We start from the raw sequence: 21,516 nt of genomic DNA on the forward strand, positions 1-21,516 counted from the left end.
CTAAAGTAAGATTGGTCAAAATATCCTCAGTAGTTTGCTATAGCCCCTTCACTTTGTTGTGTATGCACCAATAACTGACTCGCTTCTGCTATAAATCTGCTTTCAATCATACAACGCGCGGACTGTAACAAGTGTGTTATGCATAGAAAGCTGAGATGGCTAGGTGTCAATCCTAGTGCATTTACATATTCATGTACTCTATGTGTTTCGAGGTACCGCTGCTCCATCGAAGCCCAAAATTTAGACACCATCGATTCAGCAAGCCCGTCTAAGCTATAGCCATAGCTTAAAGCATACCAACGATTAAGGTTAATGAGAATTTCATAAGAAATCGCTCTAAGCAAATGATTACGATCGTTGCTCAAGCGATTTATTGCATCAAGTATGATGGCCATCCTTTCACTCAACCGGGTTGTTTGCTGCGCATCTAGCGATTCCGAATATTGAGCACGACTAGTGTGAAAGAAACATAGCCTCTGACATGCAAACTCTGCATATTCAAGTGTTGCCAAACCGTCTATTTTTACTAAGACAAAGTTATCACGTGCCGATATCCACCTTAGGACTATTTCGCGCTCAGCTTCAATGTGGCGCGCTGATTATGTTCTAAATCCGTTGTAAATTATAATAAATCAAGGCGAATCAATATGTTGGGTTTCTTGAATAAAGCTGATCTTGTTAACGTTGTCGGAGAAAAAGGAACGTTGCGACGCCAGCTCATGCAAACGTTTTTAGTCGTTGGTATGGTGCCTTTGCTTGCCATTGGCATCATTGCACTTTGGCTTTCAAGTTCAATGGCAACTAACATGGTCAGTCAGAACCTAGAGGCACTCAAAGCCAATAAGGTGGTATCGATAGAAAAATACGGTAGCACTATCGTCAATCAAGTCATCACTGCCTCCGACGATCCTAACTTAGCAATAAATCTTGAATCCATTACACAAGCTTTTTATCAGGTGGTTGATGAGTCCTTGAAATCCGATGCGCTTGCGTCTTCGGGCGATGTTAAGCCACAATTAGATCGCCTTAAAAGTGAATTGTCGCGCTATTACAATGCAGAGTTTTTGCCCCAGTACCAATCCATTAATAATGGCGATAGTGTGGATACAAATGCACTTATCAACTCACTTAATCCGGAAGCGGTAGTGCTGCAACATGCTTATATAGAGAAAAACCCGGCAGCACTTGGCAATAAGCATGAAATGTATCGTTCAGCGCTTGACTCAGATTATGACAAAGCTCATGAGCTTATTCATCTTACCTTCAAAGAATACCTGGAAAAGTTTTCGTACTACGACATCTTCCTTGTTGATACTCAAGGCTACGTCGTTTATTCGGTCTACAAAGAACTCGACTATGCGACTAATTTAATAAATGGTGCATACGCAAGCAGTGGCTTGGGTCAGGCCTTTCAGGCATCGTTAAACATTCCAAATGCAAACGAACATGTCTTAATTGACTACGCTCAGTACACACCATCATACGAAGCGCCCGCCAGTTTTATTGCTTCTCCGATTTTTAAGGACGGCGTGCGCCTTGGCTCGCTCATTTTCCAAATGCCACTGGATATTATTACTGATGTTATGTCAGAGCGACGCGGCTTGGGCGAAACAGGAGAGTCATATTTAGTTGGGCAAGACAAACTAATGCGTTCTGATTCACATAAGTTTCCCGACGAGTACAGTGTTGATGCTTCTTTTAGAAACCAAAACTCTGTTGATACAGAAGCGGTAAACCTGGCGCTTAAAGGTGAGGGCGGCGTGCTTGAAATAGAGAATTACAAGGGAGAGTCGGTTTTATCGGGATATATTCCGGTAAAGTTTGGTTCTCTCGATTGGGCGTTAATTGCGGAAATGGAAACTGACGAAGCATATGCTGCGGCGTCTCGTTTACGCTGGATTATTCTAGCGATAGGTTTGCTTGTGGTTGTGGCAATTGTGTTTATCGCAATGAAGGTAACTAAGCGAATCCTAGAGCCGGTAGAGGATATGAAAGCCGCTATTACATCAATTTCCAGCGATACAGATTTCAGTCGCCGAGTAAAAGTCACTCGAGAAGACGAAATTGGAGAATCTGCCACGAGCTTAAACACTTTGTTTGCGCATTTGGAGGTTTCGATAAAAGAAACTAATGATACCGTAACGGCGATGGCAAATGGTGATTTTGAGAAGCGTGTGCAGTCTGACTTTAAGGGCAATTTGTTAACTCTAAAAGAAGGTGTGAATGCCTCTGCTCAGGCAATGGAAGACTCTGTAAAGGAAGTTACTAAGGTAGTTGACGCGCTCGCGCAAGGTGATTTTAGTCAGAAGATAAATCGCGAGATGAATGGTGATTTTGCAAGACTAAAAGATGGCGTAAATCATTCTGCACAGGCAATTGCCAGCGCAATTGGCCATATTTCTCAGCTTACCTCAGCCATGAGTGCGGGTGACTTTACTTATCGCATTAAAGCTGATTTGGTAGGAGAGTATAAAGCGCTTGGACAGCAGGCTGATTCTGCCATGACATCTGTTGATGGCGCATTGCGCGAGATTGATTCAGTCATGGCGTCTGTCGCTAAAGGTGAACTGTCAGCGCGTGTAAATGCGCATTTACCCGGGCAGCTTGATGATATAAAAGTGAAGCTTAACGGCTCTATAGATGCAATCACTGATGTTTTCAGCGAAACTGAGAGAGTATTAGAGGCGCTTTCACAAGGTAAACTTAATCAAAGCATCACGACCGATTTCCCCGGACGGTTTAATTTGTTAAAAACGAACACCAATGCAACGGTAGAAAAGCTCACTGAAGTCGTCCATGAGATTCAGCAGGCATCCGTAACGGTGAGTGCGGGCGCAGAAGATATCGCTTCTGGTAACAGTAGTTTGAGTGCTAGAACAGAGCAACAAGCATCCAACTTGGAGCAAACGGCGGCAAGCATGGATGAGATAACCTCGACGGTGAAACATACGGCTGACAACGCAGGTCATGCAAATGCTATTGTTACCAAAGCCAAAGAACAGGCTCAGCATGGCGGTCAAGTGGTTAAACAAGCCGTCAATGCAATGGAAGAAATCAACAGCTCTAGCAGTAAGATAGGCGATATCATAAGCGTGATTGACTCAATTGCTTTTCAAACGAATCTACTTGCGCTTAATGCAGCGGTAGAAGCCGCACGAGCAGGCGAACAAGGTAGAGGGTTTGCAGTTGTTGCAAGTGAGGTGCGTAATTTAGCAGGCAGAAGTGCCAATGCTGCGAAAGAAATCAAACGCTTGATTGAAGACAGTTTAAGTAAAGTTGAAGCGGGCTCAGAACTTGTCCACAAATCTGGTATTACGCTAGAGGAAATTATCAAGCAAGTTGAAAATGTCAGCAGTATTGTTGGTGAAATATCCACCGCTGCAGGAGAGCAAAGCACGGGCATTGATGAAATTCATCGGGCAATAGAATCACTTCAGCTTCTTACGCAACAAAATACCGCTATGGTAGAAGAGGCAGCGGCTGCAAGCGAAGAGCTAGGCAGTCAGGCCAAGGGTATGAGTGAGTTGATGGAGTTTTTCGATACGGATACACATTCTATTATCACACCATTAGCCAAAGCGAGTTAGACAACACGACGATTAAGGTTTGCGTCTAAAGGCGCTAGCCGTTATAATGCTCGCCGTTATACAAACTGCATGGATTCGTTTCATGTTCAAGGTTGTATTTAACGCGAGCGGCAGGTCGAGAATGCAGGTTTTTTTAAGCCTTGCTAACTGGCTGTCTACCAGGTAACTGGTAAAAGAATTCTTAAAAAGGCTCCGCTTGTTCGGGGCTTTTTTGTTTTTAGATTTTTGTCTTTAGGCACCAATATGAGGTCGTTAGACACTAATCTATTTGCAGAATTGGGCTATATGCCCTTTTTTTATTTGTGGAGAAAATGCTTGTCTCAGTTAGAAAAAAAATTAACTGAAATGTTAGGCGCGCCTGTAGAGGCTTTAGGTTTTGAATTTGTAGGCCTTGAGTTTGTTCGAGCAGGAAAACACTCGACATTGCGCATTTATATCGACGGTGAGAACGGTGTCGATGTTGATGACTGTGCAGAGGTAAGTCATCAAGTAAGCGCAGTGCTAGATGTTGAAGACCCTATAACGACGGAATATAATCTTGAGGTTTCCTCTCCTGGTTTAGATAGACCGCTTTTTAAGCCGCAGCATTATGCAAGCTGTGTCGGTGAGGATGTATCGATTAAGTTATCGCTGCCTCAAGACGGTCGTCGTAATTTTAAAGGGCAGCTGCAGAGCAGTTCCTCAACGCACATATCAGTAAAAGTTGATAACGACACGTTTGAAATTCCTATTGGCAACATTAGCAAAGCCAATGTGGTTCCAAAATTTGATTAATATACGGAGATGTTTACCTGCGAGTAAACAATAAGAATATATGAGCAAAGAGATACTATTAGTTGCAGAGGCGGTTTCCAACGAAAAACAAGTGCCACGAGAGAAGATTTTTGAAGCACTTGAATTTGCCCTTGCCAGCGCAACCAAGAAAAAGAATGAAGGTAACATTGAAGTTCGCATCTCAATTGACAGAGAAACGGGCGACTTTGACACTTTCAGACGATGGCTTGTCATTGAAGACGAGCAAGAGCAAGAAAATCCATACGCCGAAATCACCATTTCTGCCGCGCAAATTGACGAGCCAGACATTCAGTTGGGCGATTATGTTGAAGAGCAAATCGAATCCATCGCGTTTGACAGAATTACTACGCAAACGGCTAAGCAAGTCATCGTGCAAAAAGTGCGAGAGGCAGAGCGAGCGCAAATGATTGCTGAGTACGAAGACCGCGTCGGCGAATTAGTTACCGGCACCGTCAAAAAGGTCAATCGCGATAATGTAATTGTTGACCTTGGCAACAACGCGGAAGGTGTCATCTTCAGAGATGACATGTTACCCCGCGAAACCTTCCGCCCGGGAGATCGAGTTCGTGGTTTACTTTACGTGATTCGCCCAGAAGCGAGAGGTGCTCAACTGTTTATCAGTCGCACACACCCAGATATGCTCGTTGAGCTGTTCCGTTTAGAAGTGCCAGAAATTGCGGAAGAAACGCTTGAGATTAAAGCTGCAGCACGAGATCCAGGTGCGCGTGCGAAGATTGCGGTGAAAACTAACGACCGACGCTTAGACCCTGTTGGGGCGTGCGTGGGTATGCGTGGATCAAGAGTGCAAGCAGTATCCAGTGAGTTAGGCGGTGAGCGCGTTGATATCGTGTTGTGGGATGAAAATCCTGCATCTTATGTGATTAATGCAATGGCGCCGGCTGAGGTTGCATCCATTATTGTTGATGAAGATGCACGTTCCATGGACGTAGCTGTTGAAAGCGACAATCTTGCTCAGGCGATTGGTCGAAACGGACAAAATGTTCGTTTAGCGGGTCAGCTTACGGAGTGGGATATCAATGTGATGACCATTGATGACATGAACGAAAAGCACCAAGCTGAGAATGAAAAAGTATTAGCACTGTTTACACAGCATCTTGATATAGATGAAGACTTCGCACTCATGTTAGTTGAGGAAGGATTCACTACTATTGAGGAAGTCGCCTACGTTCCGGCTGCAGAGATGTTGGAAATAGACGGGCTGGATGAAGACATTGTTGAAGAGTTGCGTTCGCGCGCAAAAGCGGCACTTACTACGCAAGCACTTGCCAACGAAGAAACATTAGAAGCGTCAGAGCCTAAGCAAGAACTGCTTGATTTGGAAGGCTTAGATAGACATGTTGCCTATATTTTAGCGAGTCGCGGTATTACCGACCTCGAAGGTTTAGCTGAGCAAGGCACCGACGAAATTAGCGACATAGAGGAATTGACCGAAGAACAAGCAGGCGAGCTGATAATGGCTGCGCGTAACATTGTTTGGTTTAATGAAGAGTAAGGTCAAGGGGAGAGAATAACACTATGGCAGAAGTATCCATTGAAAAGTTAGCGAGTGATATTGGCACCGCCGTTGACCGTTTAGTACAACAATTTAAAGATTCAGGCGTTGAGAAAAAGCCTGGTGATCAAGTAACCGAAGAAGAAAAACAAAAGTTACTGGATTTTTTAAATAAGCAGCACGGTGGCGCGGGTGCACAAGCACCTAAAAAGATGACACTGCAACGCAAAACCACTAGCACGATCAGTCTAGGTAAATCTCGCGCGGTGAAGGTAGAAGTGCGTAAAAAGCGTACCTATGTTAAGCGCAGCGATATTGAAGAAAAGCGTCTTGCTGAAGAAGAAGCTAAGCGCAAAGAAGAAGAAGCGCGGATCAAGCGAGAAGCTGAAGAGAAGGCGCAAGAAGCGGCGAAAGCAGCTGCTCTAGAAAAGCAGCGTAAAGCAGAAGAAGCACGCAAAGCACAAGAAGCAGAGCGTCAAGCACGTGCAGAGAAAGCTAAAAAAGAAGCAGAAGAGCGCAGGGCCTCTGAGTCGACCTTAACTGACGAAGAAAAGAAAGCACTTGAAGAAGCTCGCGCAGAAGAAGAGCGAATTAAGAAGCAGCAAGAAGAAGAAGTTCAGCGCAAGCTGGAAGAAGATGCAAAAGCGGCTGCAGAAGAAGCACGTAAGCTAGCCGAAGAGAACGAACGGCGCTGGAAAGAAGAAGAAGAGCAACGCAAAAAAGAAGAAGCACAAGAAGTTCATCTTCACTCAAATCGCTATGCGCAAGAGGCAGAAGATGAAGAGGATATGCAGGTTGAACGCGGTAGCCGTCGTCGCAAAAAGTCCAAGAAGAACGCTGGTGAACATTTGAAACAAAGCTTTACCAAACCTGTGACACCAGTAGAACGTGTGGTCAAATTAGGTGAAACCGTTACGGTTGGAGACTTGGCAAGCCGAATGGCAGTGAAGGGAACCGAAGTCATCAAAACCATGATGAAAATGGGCGAGATGGCTACGATTAACCAAGTGCTCGATCAAGAAACAGCCGTGCTTGTTGTCGAAGAAATGGGCCATAAGTATGAGCTGGTAAATGAAAATGCCTTAGAAGATGAGTTAATCGCAAAAAGTCATGACGGAGAGCTTGTTACTCGTGCGCCTGTGGTAACCATTATGGGGCATGTTGACCATGGCAAAACCTCATTACTTGATTACATTCGCCGAGCCAAAGTGGCAGATGGCGAAGCAGGTGGAATAACCCAGCATATTGGTGCATATAGCGTCGAAACTGATTCAGGCCGCATTGCATTTTTGGATACACCTGGTCACGCCGCGTTTACCGCTATGCGAGCACGTGGCGCCACAGCAACCGATATTGTTATTTTGGTCGTGGCTGCCGATGATGGCGTTATGCCGCAAACCAAAGAAGCGATTCAGCATTCTCGCGCAGCAGGCGTGCCCTTAATCGTTGCGGTTAATAAAATGGATAAAGAAGCGGCTGATCCAGACCGCGTTAAAACGGAATTGTCTCAATTAGAAGTGATTTCTGAAGAGTGGGGTGGTGAGCATCAGTTTGTGCATGTTTCGGCAAAAACCGGCATGGGCATTGATGAACTACTTGATGCCATCAATCTGCAAGCTGAGGTACTAGACCTTAAAGCGGTTGATTCTGGCGCTGCACGCGGAATCGTAATTGAGTCACGACTCGATAAGGGCCGTGGACCGGTGGCTTCAGTGCTTGTTCAGGAAGGACAATTAAAACCTGGCGATATCTTGCTATGTGGTGAGGAATATGGACGCTTACGAGCGATGCGAGATGAGCACGGTACTGAAATTAAGGTGGCGGGTCCATCAACGCCCGTAGAAGTGCTGGGCCTCTCAGGTGTTCCTATAGCTGGCGAAGATGCACTCGTGGTTAAGGATGAGCGAAAAGCGCGTGAAGTAGCGGCAAAACGCCACACTAAACAACGTGAGCTTAAACTGGCGAAACAACAAAAAGCGAAACTTGAAAACATGTTTGCCAATATGGAAAGTGGTGATGTTTCTGATTTGAATATTGTATTGAAAGCAGATGTTCAAGGTTCGATTGAAGCAATCTCTGAGAGCTTAACGAAGCTTTCAACAGACGAAGTTAAAGTAAATATTATCGGCAGCGGTGTTGGCGGTATTACGGAAACGGATGCCTCACTTGCCGCTGCTTCAAATGCTATTATCGTTGGCTTTAACGTACGTGCCGATGCAACTGCGCGCAGAACGATTGAAGCTGATGAAATTGACTTGCGTTATTACAGCATTATTTATGAATTAATTGATGAAGTAAAACAAGCAATGAGCGGTATGCTTGCGCCAGAGTTTAAACAAGAAATTATTGGCCTTGCTGAAGTTCGCGATGTATTTAAATCACCTAAAATCGGCGCGATTGCTGGTTGTATGGTGACAGAAGGTACGATCAAACGTAGCAATCCAATCCGCGTATTACGTGAGAACGTGGTGATCTACGAGGGCGAGCTTGAGTCACTGCGTCGATTTAAAGACGACGTGCAAGAAGTGAAAAAAGGCATTGAGTGCGGCATAGGCGTTAAGAACTACAACGACGTTAAAGTTGGTGATCAAATTGAGGTCTTTGAGGTCGTTGAGGTACAGCGTCAACTTTAGCTTGTTAGCAGGTAAATAAGCGTGAAACGGAGGCATTTGCCTCCGTTTTTTTCCATTGCGTTTTCATTTAAAAAAAGGTTAATTATGTCGAGAGAATTCTCAAGAACCGATAGAGTTGCGCAGCAAGTTCACAAAGAGGTTGCAAGTATTCTACAGCATGAATTTAAACATCGAGAGCCTGAAGTAGGGATGATTACTGTCTCTGGCGCAGAGGTTTCTAGAGATTTAAGTCATGCGAAGATATTTATTACGTTCTATATATCAGATGAAGAAAAAATTGAAGCCGACATGGCCAGATTACAAGATGCCAAAGGTTTTGTTCGCGGCTTATTAGGCAAGCGAGTGCGAATGAGAAACGTGCCAGCACTTCATTTTGTTCGCGATACGTCCATTGTAGAGGGCGCAAGAATTTCCGCTTTAGTGAATGATGCTATTGCGCAGGACAAGGCAAAAAAGCAGGATGACGATTAGCGGTGGCAAGGCGTCGAAAGGGAAGAGCAGTAAACGGCATTTTGCTCATTGATAAACACACGGGAGAGTCCTCAAATAACATTGTCGGGCATATAAAGCGCTTATATGGTGCAGCAAAAGCTGGCCATACTGGAGCACTTGACCCTTTGGCAACAGGCATGTTGCCCGTTTGTCTTGGCGAGGCCACTAAGTTTTCACAGTTTTTGTTGGACGCAGACAAGACCTACGAAGTAGTGGCAAAATTGGGTGTTCGAACCGACACGTCCGATGCAGATGGTGAGGTGGTAAGCGAAGCACCCGTGAACGTTGACCTCCCTCAGATCAAAGACGCTTTAAAAAGCTTTATCGGTAACATTGAACAGGTGCCCTCCATGTTTTCAGCACTCAAACATGAAGGCAGACCTTTGTATTATTACGCTCGCAAAGGTATTCATATTCAAAGAGACGCGAGAAAAATCAATGTTTACAGCAATCAGCTACTAAGCTTTGAGGGTGATTTGCTGAAACTTAGAATACATTGTTCGAAGGGCACCTATATTCGCACTATCGTAGATGATCTTGGGCAATTGCTAGGATGCGGAGCGCATGTTGCTGAACTACGACGAACTGGCGTGGCCGACTTTCCAGAGCAAATGCATAGCGTTTCTCACTATCAAAAGCTTGTGTCAGAAATCGAATCAACCGAACAAAAGCATCAAATGCTCGATAACTTGCTACTGCCCATGGATTTGCCTGTTCGGTCACTAGCGCCCGTAATATTATCTGAGTACGATATGGCACAATTACAACATGGGCAACAGATAGCTGCAGACGCATTTAGTCATGCTGAACAGTCATTGGCAGGGCAAGTAATGCGGGTCTACGGCCCCCACGAGCGTTTTTTGGGTGTTGCGACCCTGACCGATGAGCTGGCACTGCAAGCGAAGCGATTAGTGGTTTACCCGGAGCAAAGTCACGATTGATAGCATTGTGCTTCGACTAGCAAATAGGTCGTCTTTTTAAGGTCTTTTGCTACGCTTGTATTTTAAAACAAAGACAGTATACTACGCGCTCTTTCGATGGCACTGAATTAGTGATCGGGCCATCCTTTTAACTTAATGGAGAACATAATGTCACTAAGTACTCAAGAAACTGCAGATATCGTTGCCAAATTCGGCACAAAAGAAGGCGACACAGGGTCACCTGAAGTTCAAGTTGCACTACTCACTCACAACATCAATAAACTTCAAGGTCACTTTAAAGATCACAAGAAAGATCACCACTCACGTCGCGGTCTATTGCGTATGGTATCTCAACGCCGTAAACTTTTGGACTACCTTAAAGGTAAAAACCTAGATCGTTATCAAGATCTTATTTCTAAGTTAGGTCTGCGCCGATAGTCGCGATAGCTTGAAAGACTTCAAACGAAAAAGCCGCTCTAGAAAGAGCGGCTTTTCTTTTTGGTGCGCATGAAAACTTAGGACTTGTCTGACCTTGGCATCCAGAGCTAGCGATCAGATGGTTTTTACGGTTAACTCTTCCACTTGCCCCTCTAATTCATTGAGCTTTTGAAGCAAGGTTGTATTGCGTTTCTCAAGCAGTAGTATTTTTTCTTCTAGGGCTCTCATGGTTTGCGCCTGTGCATTGCTCGTTTCACCAAAGCCCTCGTATTCGACTTGCACCGCTAACAAGTTATTTGCCTGCTCAGTCAATTTGCTGTTTAAGCTATCTATTCGACTAATTAACTGTTGATTGGCACTTTGAGCAGCATTTACTTTTTGAGTGATTTCGCTTACGTCATCACTCACTGAGCTTTGCACAGTCACCACTTTACTGTTGAGCTCTTTAATTTGTTCTTGGTTGCGCCTCCAAGCAGACGCCCAAAGCTTATCCATTTGGTCCCAAAGCTCTTCTGTTTTATCTGAAAGCTCGCTTACTTTCACCTGCAAGGCGACTGTCGAGTTCCCCATCTCTTCGCCCGTTGCTGAGAGCCTGTTTTCCAGCGACTGCAAACGGTTTTGATTAGCAATAATCGTCTCTTGGCTCTTTTGAAGCTCGGTGTAAAGGTAAGCACATCCTGCAGTGGCGATAAGTGCGATGAGTAAACTGATGATAACCAGCCCTTTCCCAGAACCACCGCCGCCAGAACCAGAAGAGGGCGCCTTTTTTGCTTGTGACTTTTTAGCGCCAACAGGAATGCGATCGCTGGCGTCGACGTTGATAGGAGCAAAGTCAGAATCATTTGAACTAGGAGCCATGTATTTCCTCTAGCATGTATTTGAATAGGATAAACTGCACATATCATACAATATGTAACACTATCCGCTAAATGTTTTGCACTAGTATACCGATAATTCAGGATATAACAGGCTTATGTTTGCCAATTTCAAGCCACATAATATATGATGTGGGCTCTATGAGAGAATCTGAGTGTTATGAAACTAAATAAGAAACTGTCATTTACCTTGGCGGTACGCAGTCTAGTTATTTTGATTAGCCTCGGATTGGTGATGGCTTTTTTGCAGACTCTGTTCGATTTTCGAGAGCGTCAAGCAGAAGTCAAACAAACCATTGATTCCATTGTCACCTCAGCGCGCGGCTCTGCAAGCAATGCAGTGTATCTTTTAGATAATCCCATGGCGCAGCAGGTTATTGACGGTTTATCGTATTTCGATTTCTTTCACTATGTCTCGATCATAGATGACCGTGGCAACATTATGGCGGACTTTTCTCGTCAGGAAGTGGACGGTAACGTCGCCGTTAATACATCCTACAACCCACTTCTGTCTCTAGTCGCCGAAAACTTCACCAAATCATCTGTATTACTCACCGGACAAACGCTGGCAGATGGGCGTCCTCAAATTTACGGTGAGATGGTATTGATAATTGATAATCATATTGCTCTTTCAGGTGTATACGATAGAGCAAGCCGCGCCTTTGCCATCGCGGTCGCCGGATATATCTTGCTCACTCTTGTACTGAGTATTCTCTATCATTTTTCACTGGCAGCACCACTGGTGCGCTTGTCTAAACGCTTTCAACAGGTCAATACTGCTTCAATTGCGTCTCAGCAAATCAGCCACGTTGTTGGGCATGAAAAAAATGAATTCTCACTTATTGTAAATGCTGCAAACGATATGCTTTCACGCATTTCTTCCGGCCAAATTCTGTTAACCGAGCGTTCGCAGCGATTTAGGCTGATACTCGATACGGCACCATCACTCATTTACTCCCTGGACAATAACCTTGATTTTGTATTCGCGAATAAATCGACTGCTTCTTTTTATGGTTACAGTATTTACGAACTTAAAGGGCGCTGCGCTGAAGATGTAATCAGCCCCATTGATCCTGATTTACTCGATATTATGAAAGACTTTATTTCGTCCTCGCGCCGACAAGTGAGCAATATTGTTCCTATGAGAAACGCTGGCGGGGCAGAGTGTTTTATGGAATTGACAATGGTCAAATTCAAAACCCCTGACGGCCACAGTATTTTGGTTACTTCATCTGACGTAACGAAGCGGGTAAAAGCAGAGGAAAAAATAGAGTCACTGGCTTACTACGACACGCTCACGTCTTTGCCGAATAGAAACAAAGTATATGAAGTACTTAATAAACAGCGTAGCGATGACCACGGAATGTACGGTATTGCTGCTATAGCTGACTTAGATCAGTTTAAGCGCATCAACGATACCTTAAGTCATAGTGTAGGTGACCAGCTAATCGTTAAGCTGGCTCGACGATTACAAAAAGAATTTTCGTTTTCTGACCTTATTGCGCGCCTTGGTGCTGACGAATTCCTATGCATCGAAGAAGATGTCTCTGAGAATTTATCTGTGGCGACAGAGGGTGCAGAAGTGCTGGGTGAACGACTGCGCGCCTGTATCAATAAAGAGATAGAAATTGGCCTTCACAGCTATGCGCTTACCGCCAGTATTGGTGTAATAGTATTTAAAAAAGGCCAGGCCAGCGCGGATGAAATTTTGCAGTTCGCAGATACTGCGATGTACGAGTCAAAGCGCACTGGACGTAATAAAGTGACAATGTTTAAAACAGAAATGGCTGCTCAAGCGGCTGAGCTGCTTAAACTTGAGCGAGACATTATGAAAGCAATGTTCCGCGACGAATTTTATTTTGTGCTACAACCTATCGTAGATACAGACACACATCGTTTAAATGGCGCGGAAGCGCTGATGCGATGGAAGAAAGACGGTAAAGTTGTCAGCCCGGCTGAATTTATACCTTTCCTCGAAGAAAGTGCATTGATTGTTGATGTTGGTGAGCGGATTTTAAACAGTGTATGTCGCTATATTGTGGAACTTGAAGATCGCGAACTATTAACTGAAGACTTTAAAATTGCGGTAAACATTAGCGCCAAGCAACTGGCTAAGCCCGACTTTATAGAAGCTGTGTCGCGCGTGCTGTTGAAGCATAAAGTGTCCGGCAAGCGTTTAGAGTTTGAGATAACTGAGAGCGTTGCCTTAAATAACATGGCCGATACGATCAAGAAAATTGTGAGCCTGAAGAAAATGGGCATCTCATTTTCGCTGGATGACTTTGGCACAGGCTATAGCTCATTAAGTCATTTAAAAGACCTACCGGTTGATAAGCTCAAAATTGACCGCTCGTTCATTAACGACATTACGGTTGATAAGCAAGACGAAAACTTAGTTCGCTCAATTATCCAACTGTCGCGTAACTTAGGGCTCGTCACAGTGGCAGAGGGCGTGGAAACACAAGAACAGGTTGAATGGTTGATGCTAAACGGGGATTTGTTACTGCAAGGCTTTTATTTTAGTAAACCGCTTGATATCGAAGATTTTGAAAAGCAGTATTTGTTATCACCAGCAGACGCCTCAGAAAACCCTAAACATTCCGCATGATATTCGTAAGAATTTTACTCATTTGTTCGCTAAGTCTTGTTCTGACTACTCAAACAGTTTTGGCGTGCGAAATTCGCCACCCAGGAAAGCAAGATGCGGCTGATGCAAGGCATGAATATCCGCGGCAACTGCTATATCAAATTCTAAAAGCAACGGAAGATGAGTTTGGCGAATGTAAATTGGTCGATGTAGGTGGCTTAAGTCAGAATCGTCAGATAGCATGGCTAAGCGAAGGAACGGGTGAAATTGATGTTGCCTGGTTACCCGTGACCGAGGATACAAATAACGCACTCACGCCAATTCCTTTTCCTATTCGAAAAGGCTTGCTCGGCTGGCGCATATTGCTGGTTCACAAAGACAATCTAGCAAAATTTAAAGAGATTGATTCCCTTATTGACCTGAATGTTTTTAGCACAGGCTTTGGTTCAGATTGGGGTGATTTACCGGTAATGCAGCACAATTTTGCAAGGGTTATTACCAGCAATAGTTATGAATCACTTTTTGAGATGCTCTCCCACAAACGCTTTGATTTTCTATCGCGCAGCGTTTACGAAGCTTATGATGAAACGCTTTTGAGGCGCTCTACTCATCCTGAAATTGTGATGGAAACAACCATCGCGTTGAAGTATCCACAAGTAGACTTTTTCTATGTCAATAATGAAAACTCTGAGTTAGCGAAAAGACTGCATTTAGGCATGGATAAACTCATTCGTAACGGTCGATTTAACACGTTATTTTACGGATATTATGCAGACTATATTCGGGGTGTACATATGGCTCAGCGGACGATCATCGAGCTAGAAAATCCTTTTTTACCAGAGAACGTGAACCACGAAGACCCAGAACTATGGTTCCAGCTCAATGATGTGGATAAGTACGCGTATTTCAATTAGTGCTGGGAAGTAAAAAGAAGGTGGTGGAGCTGGGGGGAGTCGAACCCCCGTCCAGAAAGCGTCAACCTTTGGTACTACATGCTTAGTTTGCCTTTTATTTAACCCTATGAACTCCGACAAACAGGATTTCTTCGGGCTGGCCTAATACTATTTCGCGGTTCAACCTTAGACAAGTTTCCCTCGCTAGTTCATTAGTATGACCTTCCAAACCTTCACGAATGAACAACGGCTGAAGTGGAAGGGCCTATACAGGTTATTAAGCTGCTAGTGCGTAGTTTTCGTCGTTTGCGACTATTTTTTTGCGGCTTTTTAAAGAGGCCAACCGCACCTCTGCATGCACCTCCGGCATCATTGAATCCTGTCGAATCCAGAGCAGCCCCGATGTAATTCGAGATTATAGCACAGTTTATAGGGACATAACCAACACAAAGAATGCGCTTCTTATACACGCTCGCTTGATTCACCTCATGCTTTCTCGATTAAAATCAAACAGTAATAGACCCAGCCCGCAGAACTTGTTAGCCTTAACTATCAACATTCTTCGAATAGCCTGACTCTACTTGTGAAGTGTCATGTCTTAAAACTACTGTGTGTACTGTTAGCGCTTCAGTCGATGCTTGCAAGTGCTGTGCCTGGGCATTTGCTGCACGCGCTGAATACGCAAACACAAGACAACGCGCTAGCAATATGCACCGGTTCAAGCACTAAGTGGATTAACAGCGCTGTTTATTTTGAGACGGGAAAGCTTGTTGAGCTTGACCTAAGCACGAACAGTGATAGCTCATCTACTGGAGACATACTTAAGCAGGCCTGTTCAAGCTTCATTGCTTTTGATAGTAAGCCGAGTTTTCGTTTTGATGCATCAAGCTTATTTAAGCTTAATCTCCTTGCCGATGAGGTATTTATCGCTGGGGCAAGCAATATAGGCTCCATCCGCTTATTTTTAATTCCACCCACAAGAGCACCGCCTTTCTAACGCCACATCATTGCTTACTCGGTTTACACCGAATCAAACCCATAATTAATTCTTATGGCACGCCAGCTTTTGTGTTTGCACAAGCCTAGCGTGTCACGTGTGTGGAAGTAGAAATGAAAACAAAAAATAAATGTTTATTGGCAGGCATAGGTTTCGCTGTATCTAATACGCTCATGGCAGAGCACATTGAAAACATTGAAGTAAGAGGACGTGTAAACAGTTTTCTCAATGAGTCTGAAATTGCGCTTAACCAGGCAAGTTCGCCGGATATGCGTGCTCAGCTCGCTGTGTTACCGGGAGTCAATGTGAACGGCAATGGCAGTATTTCAGGTGTGTTGCAATATCGCGGACTGTTTGGAGACAGAGTACGCATAAATATCGATGGTAATGAAATTGCCGGGGCAGGGCCGAATGCTATGGACAGCCCTCTATCGCACGTCATCGGCAGTATGTATCAAGAGATAACACTTCATCAAGGCATTGCGCCGGTTTCGGTGGGCAGTGAGACCTTGGGAGGCGCAATTGAAATTGATGAGCACAGCTTTGATATCAATCAAAGCAATACATGGCAGCACAATGGCGGTATTTCAGGAGGATTTTTTCATAATGATCATCAAAGTGTGAGTACCTTGTATTTTGGTTCTGGTAACAATCGTTATATTGGACTAAGTGGTGATCTACAGGAGGGTGAAAACTATGTGTCAGGCAACGGGCGTGAGGTACCATCAACCTTTTATGAGCGCTCTGCCATAAAGCTCAAATCGGGTTTTAAAAACGATAAACACAGAGTTGACTTGACTCTTGGCAAACGCAACACCAATGAGTCTGGTACACCTGCTCTTGCGATGGATATTATTTTTGTTGATGCGCTATGGTATAGAATCAATCATCAGTTTGAAATCTCCGATGCATGGCAGATTGAGACGCAACTATTTGGCAATCAAAACCAGCACGATATGAATAACTTTGCGCTGAGAACGCCTCGCATGCCGCAAATGTTTAGATTAAACGATGTCGAGAGTGAAGCCTTGGGCATCGAAACAAACCTTAACTATCAAGACGGTGGTAATCGCTTTGAAAGCGGTATTGAGTGGTTTGAGCGTGAGCAAGCGTCCCTTATCACTAATCCCAATAATCCGAACTTTTTCATTAACAATTTTAATGCGGTAGAGCGTGACAGATTCTCTGTCTTCGCACAGTACACCCAAAAACGAGAGCGCTTTGATTGGCAGCTAGGGCTTAGGTTTTCAGAGGTGTTTGCAGATGCAGACGACGTTTCCACTAATATGGCAATGATGAACCCCAATGTCGCTGCACTTCAAAATGCCTTCAATGAAGCAAACAGAGAACAAAACTTTTCACTTGTTGACACGGTGCTCAAACTGAAATTTCCAATTAACGAGGAGCTCGCTGTGTCTTTCTCGGGAGGCATCAAGGAAAGGGCACCCTTTTACAATGAGCTATATAGCTGGTTTCCACTCGGTGTGTCTGCGGGCTTAGCTGACGGTCGTAACTATATTGGGAATCTTGATCTAGATAAAGAAACCGCAAATAAGCTTGATCTCAGTATGCAATATCAAGCAAAAGGCTTTGCATTATCCGGCAGTGTCTTTTACAGCAATATTGATAATTATATTTTGGGCACACCTTCGACAAATCCATCGGCAAATGCGATTGCCGTGATGAACGGTATTGCACCACCGCTACAGTGGAATAACGCCGACGCTAAATTAAGTGGTGCAGAGCTGCGTTTTAATGCCATGCTATCTAATCATTGGCGCTTGATGGGCATATTTGAGTACGTGCGCGGAAAGCAAAGCTCGCCTGTAGAGCAAGATTTATATAGACTTGCGCCAGCCTCCGGCGTATTGAATCTCGCTTACGAAGGTGACGAGTGGCAATGGCATATGAACTATCGGCTTGTTGCGGCACAAAACAAGGTGGCTGAGCAACAAAACGAGACTCGCACAGGCGGATATGCGGTGTTTGATACTCGCTTTGAATACGCGCTGAATAAAGACTGGCATGTTAGTCTGCTTGTTGAAAATCTGTTTGACCGTGAATATGTTGATCATCTTGCGGGCGTAAATCGAGTTTCCAATGCTGAAATTGCAAGAGGCGAGAAATTGCCAGGCGCTGGCCGCAATATTGGTATTCGAGCGCAGTATCAATTTTAGTCGTAGCAAGCTTCAAATTGTGGAAGCTTGAACAAGAACTGCAAAACAAAATGAGGATCGAAGATGGTGTCAGAGCGACAGCTTTTTCAACCGGTCGTGCTGCCGTGTGGTAAAACACTTAAAAATCGCATCGTCAAAGCGGCTATGGAAGAAAATATGGCTGATGATAATCACCTACCTTCCCAAGGCCTGAAGAGCCTTTATAAGGCGTGGGCAATGGGAGGCGTTGGGCTTATCATATCGGGTAACGTGATGATTGACCGCATGGCAATGACTGGCCCTGGCGGTGTTGTGCTAGAAAAATCCACGCCGATTGATGCCTTCAAGGACTGGGCGCAACACGCAAAGCAAAACGGATGTTGCGCTATATTGCAAATCAATCATCCTGGTAGGCAGGTCATGAAGAAGATGGGCGGGAAAGCGCTATCGCCCTCAGCAATTGCTGTGGATATCGGCAAACACTCGCATATGCTGGCCAAGCCTAAAGCTATGCAAGCAGATGAGATTGATGAGGTGATTAATCGCTTTGTCGATACTGCCGTGCAAGCAAAGCGCGCCGGATTTGATGGTGTTCAAATTCATGCGGCTCACGGATATTTACTGTCACAGTTTTTATCGCCCTTATGCAACAAGCGAACTGATAAGTGGGGTGGAGCATTGCAACAGCGCGCGTCAATCTTGTATGACATTCTTCAAAAGGTACGCGAGGCAGTCGGCGATACATTCATCGTTGCCATAAAGCTGAACTCAGCTGATTTCCAACGAGGTGGATTTGACGTTGACGATGCAATAGAAGTGCTTAAGCGATTAAATACGCTTCATGTTGATTTTGTAGAGCTTTCAGGCGGCTCGTATGAGGCGCCCGCCATGCAGGGCAGAACAGCCGATGACCGAACGCTTGATCGAGAAGCTTACTTTTTAAGCTTCGCCAAGCAAATTGCAGAGCATGCAAGCTTTCCTGTCATGACAACAGGCGGTGTTTCTCGATTTGAAACAGCTCAGAGGGTAATTAATGCGGGCATGGATATGGTGGGTATGGCAAGTGCGTTGGCATATACACCTAATCTAGTCAATCTTTGGAAAAAAGACCCGCAAGCAGTAGGTTACATTCCGCACCTAAAATGGAAAGATAAGGCCATGTCAGGCTTAGCGACAATGGCCTTGGTCAGGCGGCAACTGCAGAGAATGGGCAAAGGCAAAGCACCCAAACGAAGATCGAATGCACTGTTCAGTTTGATAAACGATCAAGTGCGCCTTGCACGCTTAACGAAAAAGTATCGCAAGTGGATAGGCGTCGACGCTTAACATCAGGAACTAGGCGTGTTTCATCATGCGTTCTTTTTGACGCGCCCAGTCTCTGTCTTTAATCGCGTCGCGTTTGTCGTGTGATTGCTTACCTTTGGCAAGCCACAACTCAATTTTCACCCAGCTAGCTTTCCAGTACATCGCAGTGGCGATAATGGTGAGCCCTTGTCGGTCGAGGCCGCCAACTAAGTGATCAATTTCTCGCTGATGCAAGAGCAGTTTGCGCGTTCGAATAGGGTCGCAAATAACGTGGCTTGAGGCTTGGTTGAGCGGCTGAATATTTATGTTGGTCACAAAGGCTTCGCCGTCTTTAACATACACATAGGCGTCGGTCAGATTGCATTTTCCAGCACGTATAGATTTAACTTCCCAGCCTTGCAACTGAATACCCGCTTCAAACTTATCAAGCAGATGATACTCGTGGCGCGCCTTTTTATTTAGGGCGATGGTGTTATTATTAGCTTTCGTCTTTTTCATGCCGCCATTATACTTACATGCGCACCGATATGAAGTACTTATACTAAACAACTATAAGAAGAAAGGTAAATCGAAGTCCACCCATGCCAAAAATCAATAAAAGCGCACTGGTAGCCTACAGCGCAGAACAAATGTACACACTCGTTAATGATGTAGACGCCTACGATCGGTTTTTACCTGGATGCCGTCGTAGTGAAATTCTTGAGCAAAGCGATACCCATATGCGAGCCTTAATGCTGTTAAACAAAGCCGGCGTTGAACAACAGTTAGTGACGCACAATACGCTAACGCCTAACCGCCGTATTCAGATGCAGTTAGCTGAGGGGCCTTTCAAAGCATTAGACGGAGGCTGGCATTTTACCCCGCTCTCAGAAGAGGCCTGCAAAATAGAGTTGGAACTAGAATTTACTTTCACTAGCAAATTGGTCGAATTTGCTTTCGGAAAGGTCTTCAAAGCCCTTACTAACAATATGGTGAAAGCTTTTTCCGAGCGCGCAAAAAAGGTATATGGGTAATGCCAAGTCAGCTGACAATCGAAATTGCATACGCGCTACCAGAAAAACAGTCACTGATGCGCGTCGCGGTGCCGGACGGAACAACCGTTCAAAAAGCGATTGAACAGTCGGGTTTGCTAAGTCTGTATCAAGAGATAGATCTTAGCGTCAACAAAGTTGGGATTTGGAATAAGGTGTGTAAAGTCGATGCAGTAGTCAGTGAGGGTGACCGCATAGAGATTTATCGTCCACTTATCGCCGACCCGAAAGAAGTGCGTAAACTTCGGGCACAAAAAGCGAAGGAAGAGGGGCGAGCAAATAAAGTCACCGGTGGTAAACCTCTTTAACCTGAATCCTGTTTAAGAAATGGTACAAGCGATTGTTTTACATACTTAAATTAATTTTTACACTCAGTGCTTTCTTCTTTTTAAACCCGTTTGAGCCAGAATTTTCGCTGAAATTTCTTCCACCGAATATTTGGTGCTGTTAAGAAAGGGTATCTTTTCTTTTCGATATAAGTTTTCAACTTCCCTCAGCTCCATGCGGCATTGCGGCATAGAGGCATAGCGACTGTTCGCGCGACGCTCTGAGCGAATGGCATGCAAACGGTCGGCGCTGATCGTGAGTCCAAACAATTTTTGTTTAAATCGTTTCAGGCCAGGCGGGAGTTTGAGAATGTCACCCATGTCTTCTTCAGTAAAAGGGTAGTTTGCGGCTTTTATGCCATATTGCAGCGCCAAATAGAGACTGGTGGGCGTTTTACCTGAACGTGATACACCTACCAGTATAATGTCGGCCTCATGGTAGTCTTTTAAATTCGCGCCATCATCATTGGCAAGTGCGTAATTTACCGCTTCAATTCTGATGTCATACGTTTTTTCATGCATGCTGTGGGTGCGATGTTTCACAGGCTTTGATGGAACCCCTATTATTTTTTCCAAAGGGGCGACGAACTGATCAAGAAAGTTGTAATTTATCCCAACGGACTTGCGCATAATTTGCCCAACTTCTGCGTTTACCATAGTGTAAAAAACTAATGGCCGCTGACCACTTTCTTGATAGGAGCTTTCAATTTGCTTTAAGACCTCACGGGCATGTTGTTCGGTTTCAACAAAAGGGATAGTAATATGTTCAAACTCGCTAGGGAACAGGGATAGTAAAGCATGCCCAAACACTTCGGCAGTAATGGCTGTGCCATCTGATATATAGTATGCGCTTCGCACAACATCTCCTTAACAATGGTGTAATTTTATTACCAAATAAATTAAATTTTACTTTGTAATTAAATGCCATTTAAAATTAACAAGGGCTTTAATTTAGCACCTTTATGATG

17 protein-coding genes and 1 other RNA gene are annotated in these 21,516 nt (G+C 44.6%); 14 read left to right on the plus strand and 4 right to left on the minus strand.

What is annotated here, in order from left to right; translation table 11 throughout:
* Positions 1-647 precede the first annotated feature (647 nt).
* From PN836_RS01830 to rpsO, 7 genes are all read left to right on the plus strand, one after another.
* Complete coding sequence (locus PN836_RS01830; RefSeq protein WP_395342839.1) at positions 648-3,587, plus strand: methyl-accepting chemotaxis protein; 2,940 nt, start codon at positions 648-650, stop codon at positions 3,585-3,587.
* A 315-nt stretch (positions 3,588-3,902) separates the two neighbouring features.
* Complete coding sequence (rimP, locus tag PN836_RS01835; RefSeq protein ID WP_395345421.1) at positions 3,903-4,361, plus strand: ribosome maturation factor RimP; 459 nt, start codon at positions 3,903-3,905, stop codon at positions 4,359-4,361.
* 40 nt (positions 4,362-4,401) lie between these two features.
* Entirely contained in the window at positions 4,402-5,895 is a 1,494-nt protein-coding gene (gene nusA / locus PN836_RS01840) for a transcription termination factor NusA (RefSeq protein ID WP_395342841.1), read from the plus strand.
* 23 nt (positions 5,896-5,918) lie between these two features.
* On the plus strand, positions 5,919-8,528 hold the full coding sequence (infB, locus tag PN836_RS01845) for a translation initiation factor IF-2 (protein ID WP_395342843.1): 2,610 nt from the start codon (positions 5,919-5,921) through the stop codon (positions 8,526-8,528).
* An 84-nt stretch (positions 8,529-8,612) separates the two neighbouring features.
* Positions 8,613-8,999 (plus strand): 30S ribosome-binding factor RbfA, encoded by a 387-nt coding sequence (gene rbfA / locus PN836_RS01850; protein ID WP_395342846.1) that lies wholly within the window; start codon positions 8,613-8,615, stop codon positions 8,997-8,999.
* A 2-nt stretch (positions 9,000-9,001) separates the two neighbouring features.
* On the plus strand, positions 9,002-9,961 hold the full coding sequence (gene truB / locus PN836_RS01855) for a tRNA pseudouridine(55) synthase TruB (protein WP_395342848.1): 960 nt from the start codon (positions 9,002-9,004) through the stop codon (positions 9,959-9,961).
* Between the two features lie 147 nt (positions 9,962-10,108).
* Positions 10,109-10,378, plus strand: coding sequence for a 30S ribosomal protein S15 (gene rpsO, locus PN836_RS01860; protein WP_395342850.1), 270 nt, complete (start codon positions 10,109-10,111; stop codon positions 10,376-10,378).
* Positions 10,379-10,492: 114 nt separating this feature from the next.
* Here the strand turns inward: rpsO and PN836_RS01865 are convergent, their stop codons facing one another.
* Positions 10,493-11,236, minus strand: a complete 744-nt coding sequence (locus PN836_RS01865; RefSeq protein ID WP_395342852.1) for a hypothetical protein — start codon at positions 11,234-11,236, stop codon at positions 10,493-10,495.
* Positions 11,237-11,413: 177 nt separating this feature from the next.
* Between PN836_RS01865 and PN836_RS01870 the strand changes: the two genes are divergently transcribed.
* Together PN836_RS01870 and PN836_RS01875 are read left to right on the plus strand one after the other, a co-directional pair.
* Positions 11,414-13,861 carry a putative bifunctional diguanylate cyclase/phosphodiesterase gene (locus PN836_RS01870; RefSeq protein ID WP_395342853.1) on the plus strand — a complete coding sequence of 816 codons (2,448 nt, stop codon included), beginning with the start codon at positions 11,414-11,416 and terminating at the stop codon, positions 13,859-13,861.
* Positions 13,858-14,754, plus strand: coding sequence for a hypothetical protein (locus PN836_RS01875; RefSeq protein WP_395342855.1), 897 nt, complete (start codon positions 13,858-13,860; stop codon positions 14,752-14,754). Before PN836_RS01870 ends, PN836_RS01875 begins: the two co-directional genes overlap by 4 nt.
* A 21-nt stretch (positions 14,755-14,775) precedes the next feature.
* Here PN836_RS01875 and ssrA read toward each other — a convergent pair.
* Positions 14,776-15,134: a transfer-messenger RNA gene (ssrA, locus tag PN836_RS01880) on the minus strand.
* Positions 15,135-15,367: 233 nt separating this feature from the next.
* Between ssrA and PN836_RS01885 the strand changes: the two genes are divergently transcribed.
* The 3 genes from PN836_RS01885 to PN836_RS01895 all read left to right on the plus strand — a co-directional run bounded on the left by PN836_RS01885 (position 15,368) and on the right by PN836_RS01895 (position 19,212).
* Entirely contained in the window at positions 15,368-15,730 is a 363-nt protein-coding gene (locus tag PN836_RS01885; RefSeq protein ID WP_395342858.1) for a hypothetical protein, read from the plus strand.
* A gap of 113 nt (positions 15,731-15,843) precedes the next feature.
* The gene (locus PN836_RS01890; protein ID WP_395342859.1) at positions 15,844-17,907 is read left to right on the plus strand and encodes a TonB-dependent receptor; all 2,064 of its coding nucleotides are present in this window, start codon (positions 15,844-15,846) and stop codon (positions 17,905-17,907) included.
* Between the two features lie 63 nt (positions 17,908-17,970).
* Positions 17,971-19,212, plus strand: a complete 1,242-nt coding sequence (locus PN836_RS01895; RefSeq protein WP_395342861.1) for an NADH:flavin oxidoreductase/NADH oxidase family protein — start codon at positions 17,971-17,973, stop codon at positions 19,210-19,212.
* Positions 19,213-19,221: 9 nt separating this feature from the next.
* Here PN836_RS01895 and smpB read toward each other — a convergent pair whose 3' ends face one another.
* A complete protein-coding gene (smpB, locus tag PN836_RS01900) occupies positions 19,222-19,689 on the minus strand; it encodes an SsrA-binding protein SmpB (protein WP_395342864.1) in 468 nt (155 codons plus the stop codon).
* An 83-nt stretch (positions 19,690-19,772) separates the two neighbouring features.
* Here smpB and PN836_RS01905 point away from each other — a divergent pair, with 83 nt between their 5' ends.
* Entirely contained in the window at positions 19,773-20,204 is a 432-nt protein-coding gene (locus tag PN836_RS01905; protein WP_395342866.1) for an SRPBCC family protein, read from the plus strand.
* Entirely contained in the window at positions 20,204-20,530 is a 327-nt protein-coding gene (locus PN836_RS01910; RefSeq protein ID WP_395342869.1) for an RnfH family protein, read from the plus strand. The genes PN836_RS01905 and PN836_RS01910 overlap by 1 nt, the downstream gene beginning before the upstream one ends.
* Before the next feature lie 63 nt (positions 20,531-20,593).
* On the opposite strand, the gene PN836_RS01915 is transcribed toward PN836_RS01910, so the two are convergent.
* Complete coding sequence (locus tag PN836_RS01915; protein WP_395342872.1) at positions 20,594-21,406, minus strand: pyruvate, water dikinase regulatory protein; 813 nt, start codon at positions 21,404-21,406, stop codon at positions 20,594-20,596.
* Between the last annotated feature and the right edge of the window lie 110 nt (positions 21,407-21,516).

Origin of the sequence: Ningiella algicola (assembly GCF_028401415.2) — a bacterium.
Lineage (GTDB): Bacteria > Pseudomonadota > Gammaproteobacteria > Enterobacterales > Alteromonadaceae > Glaciecola.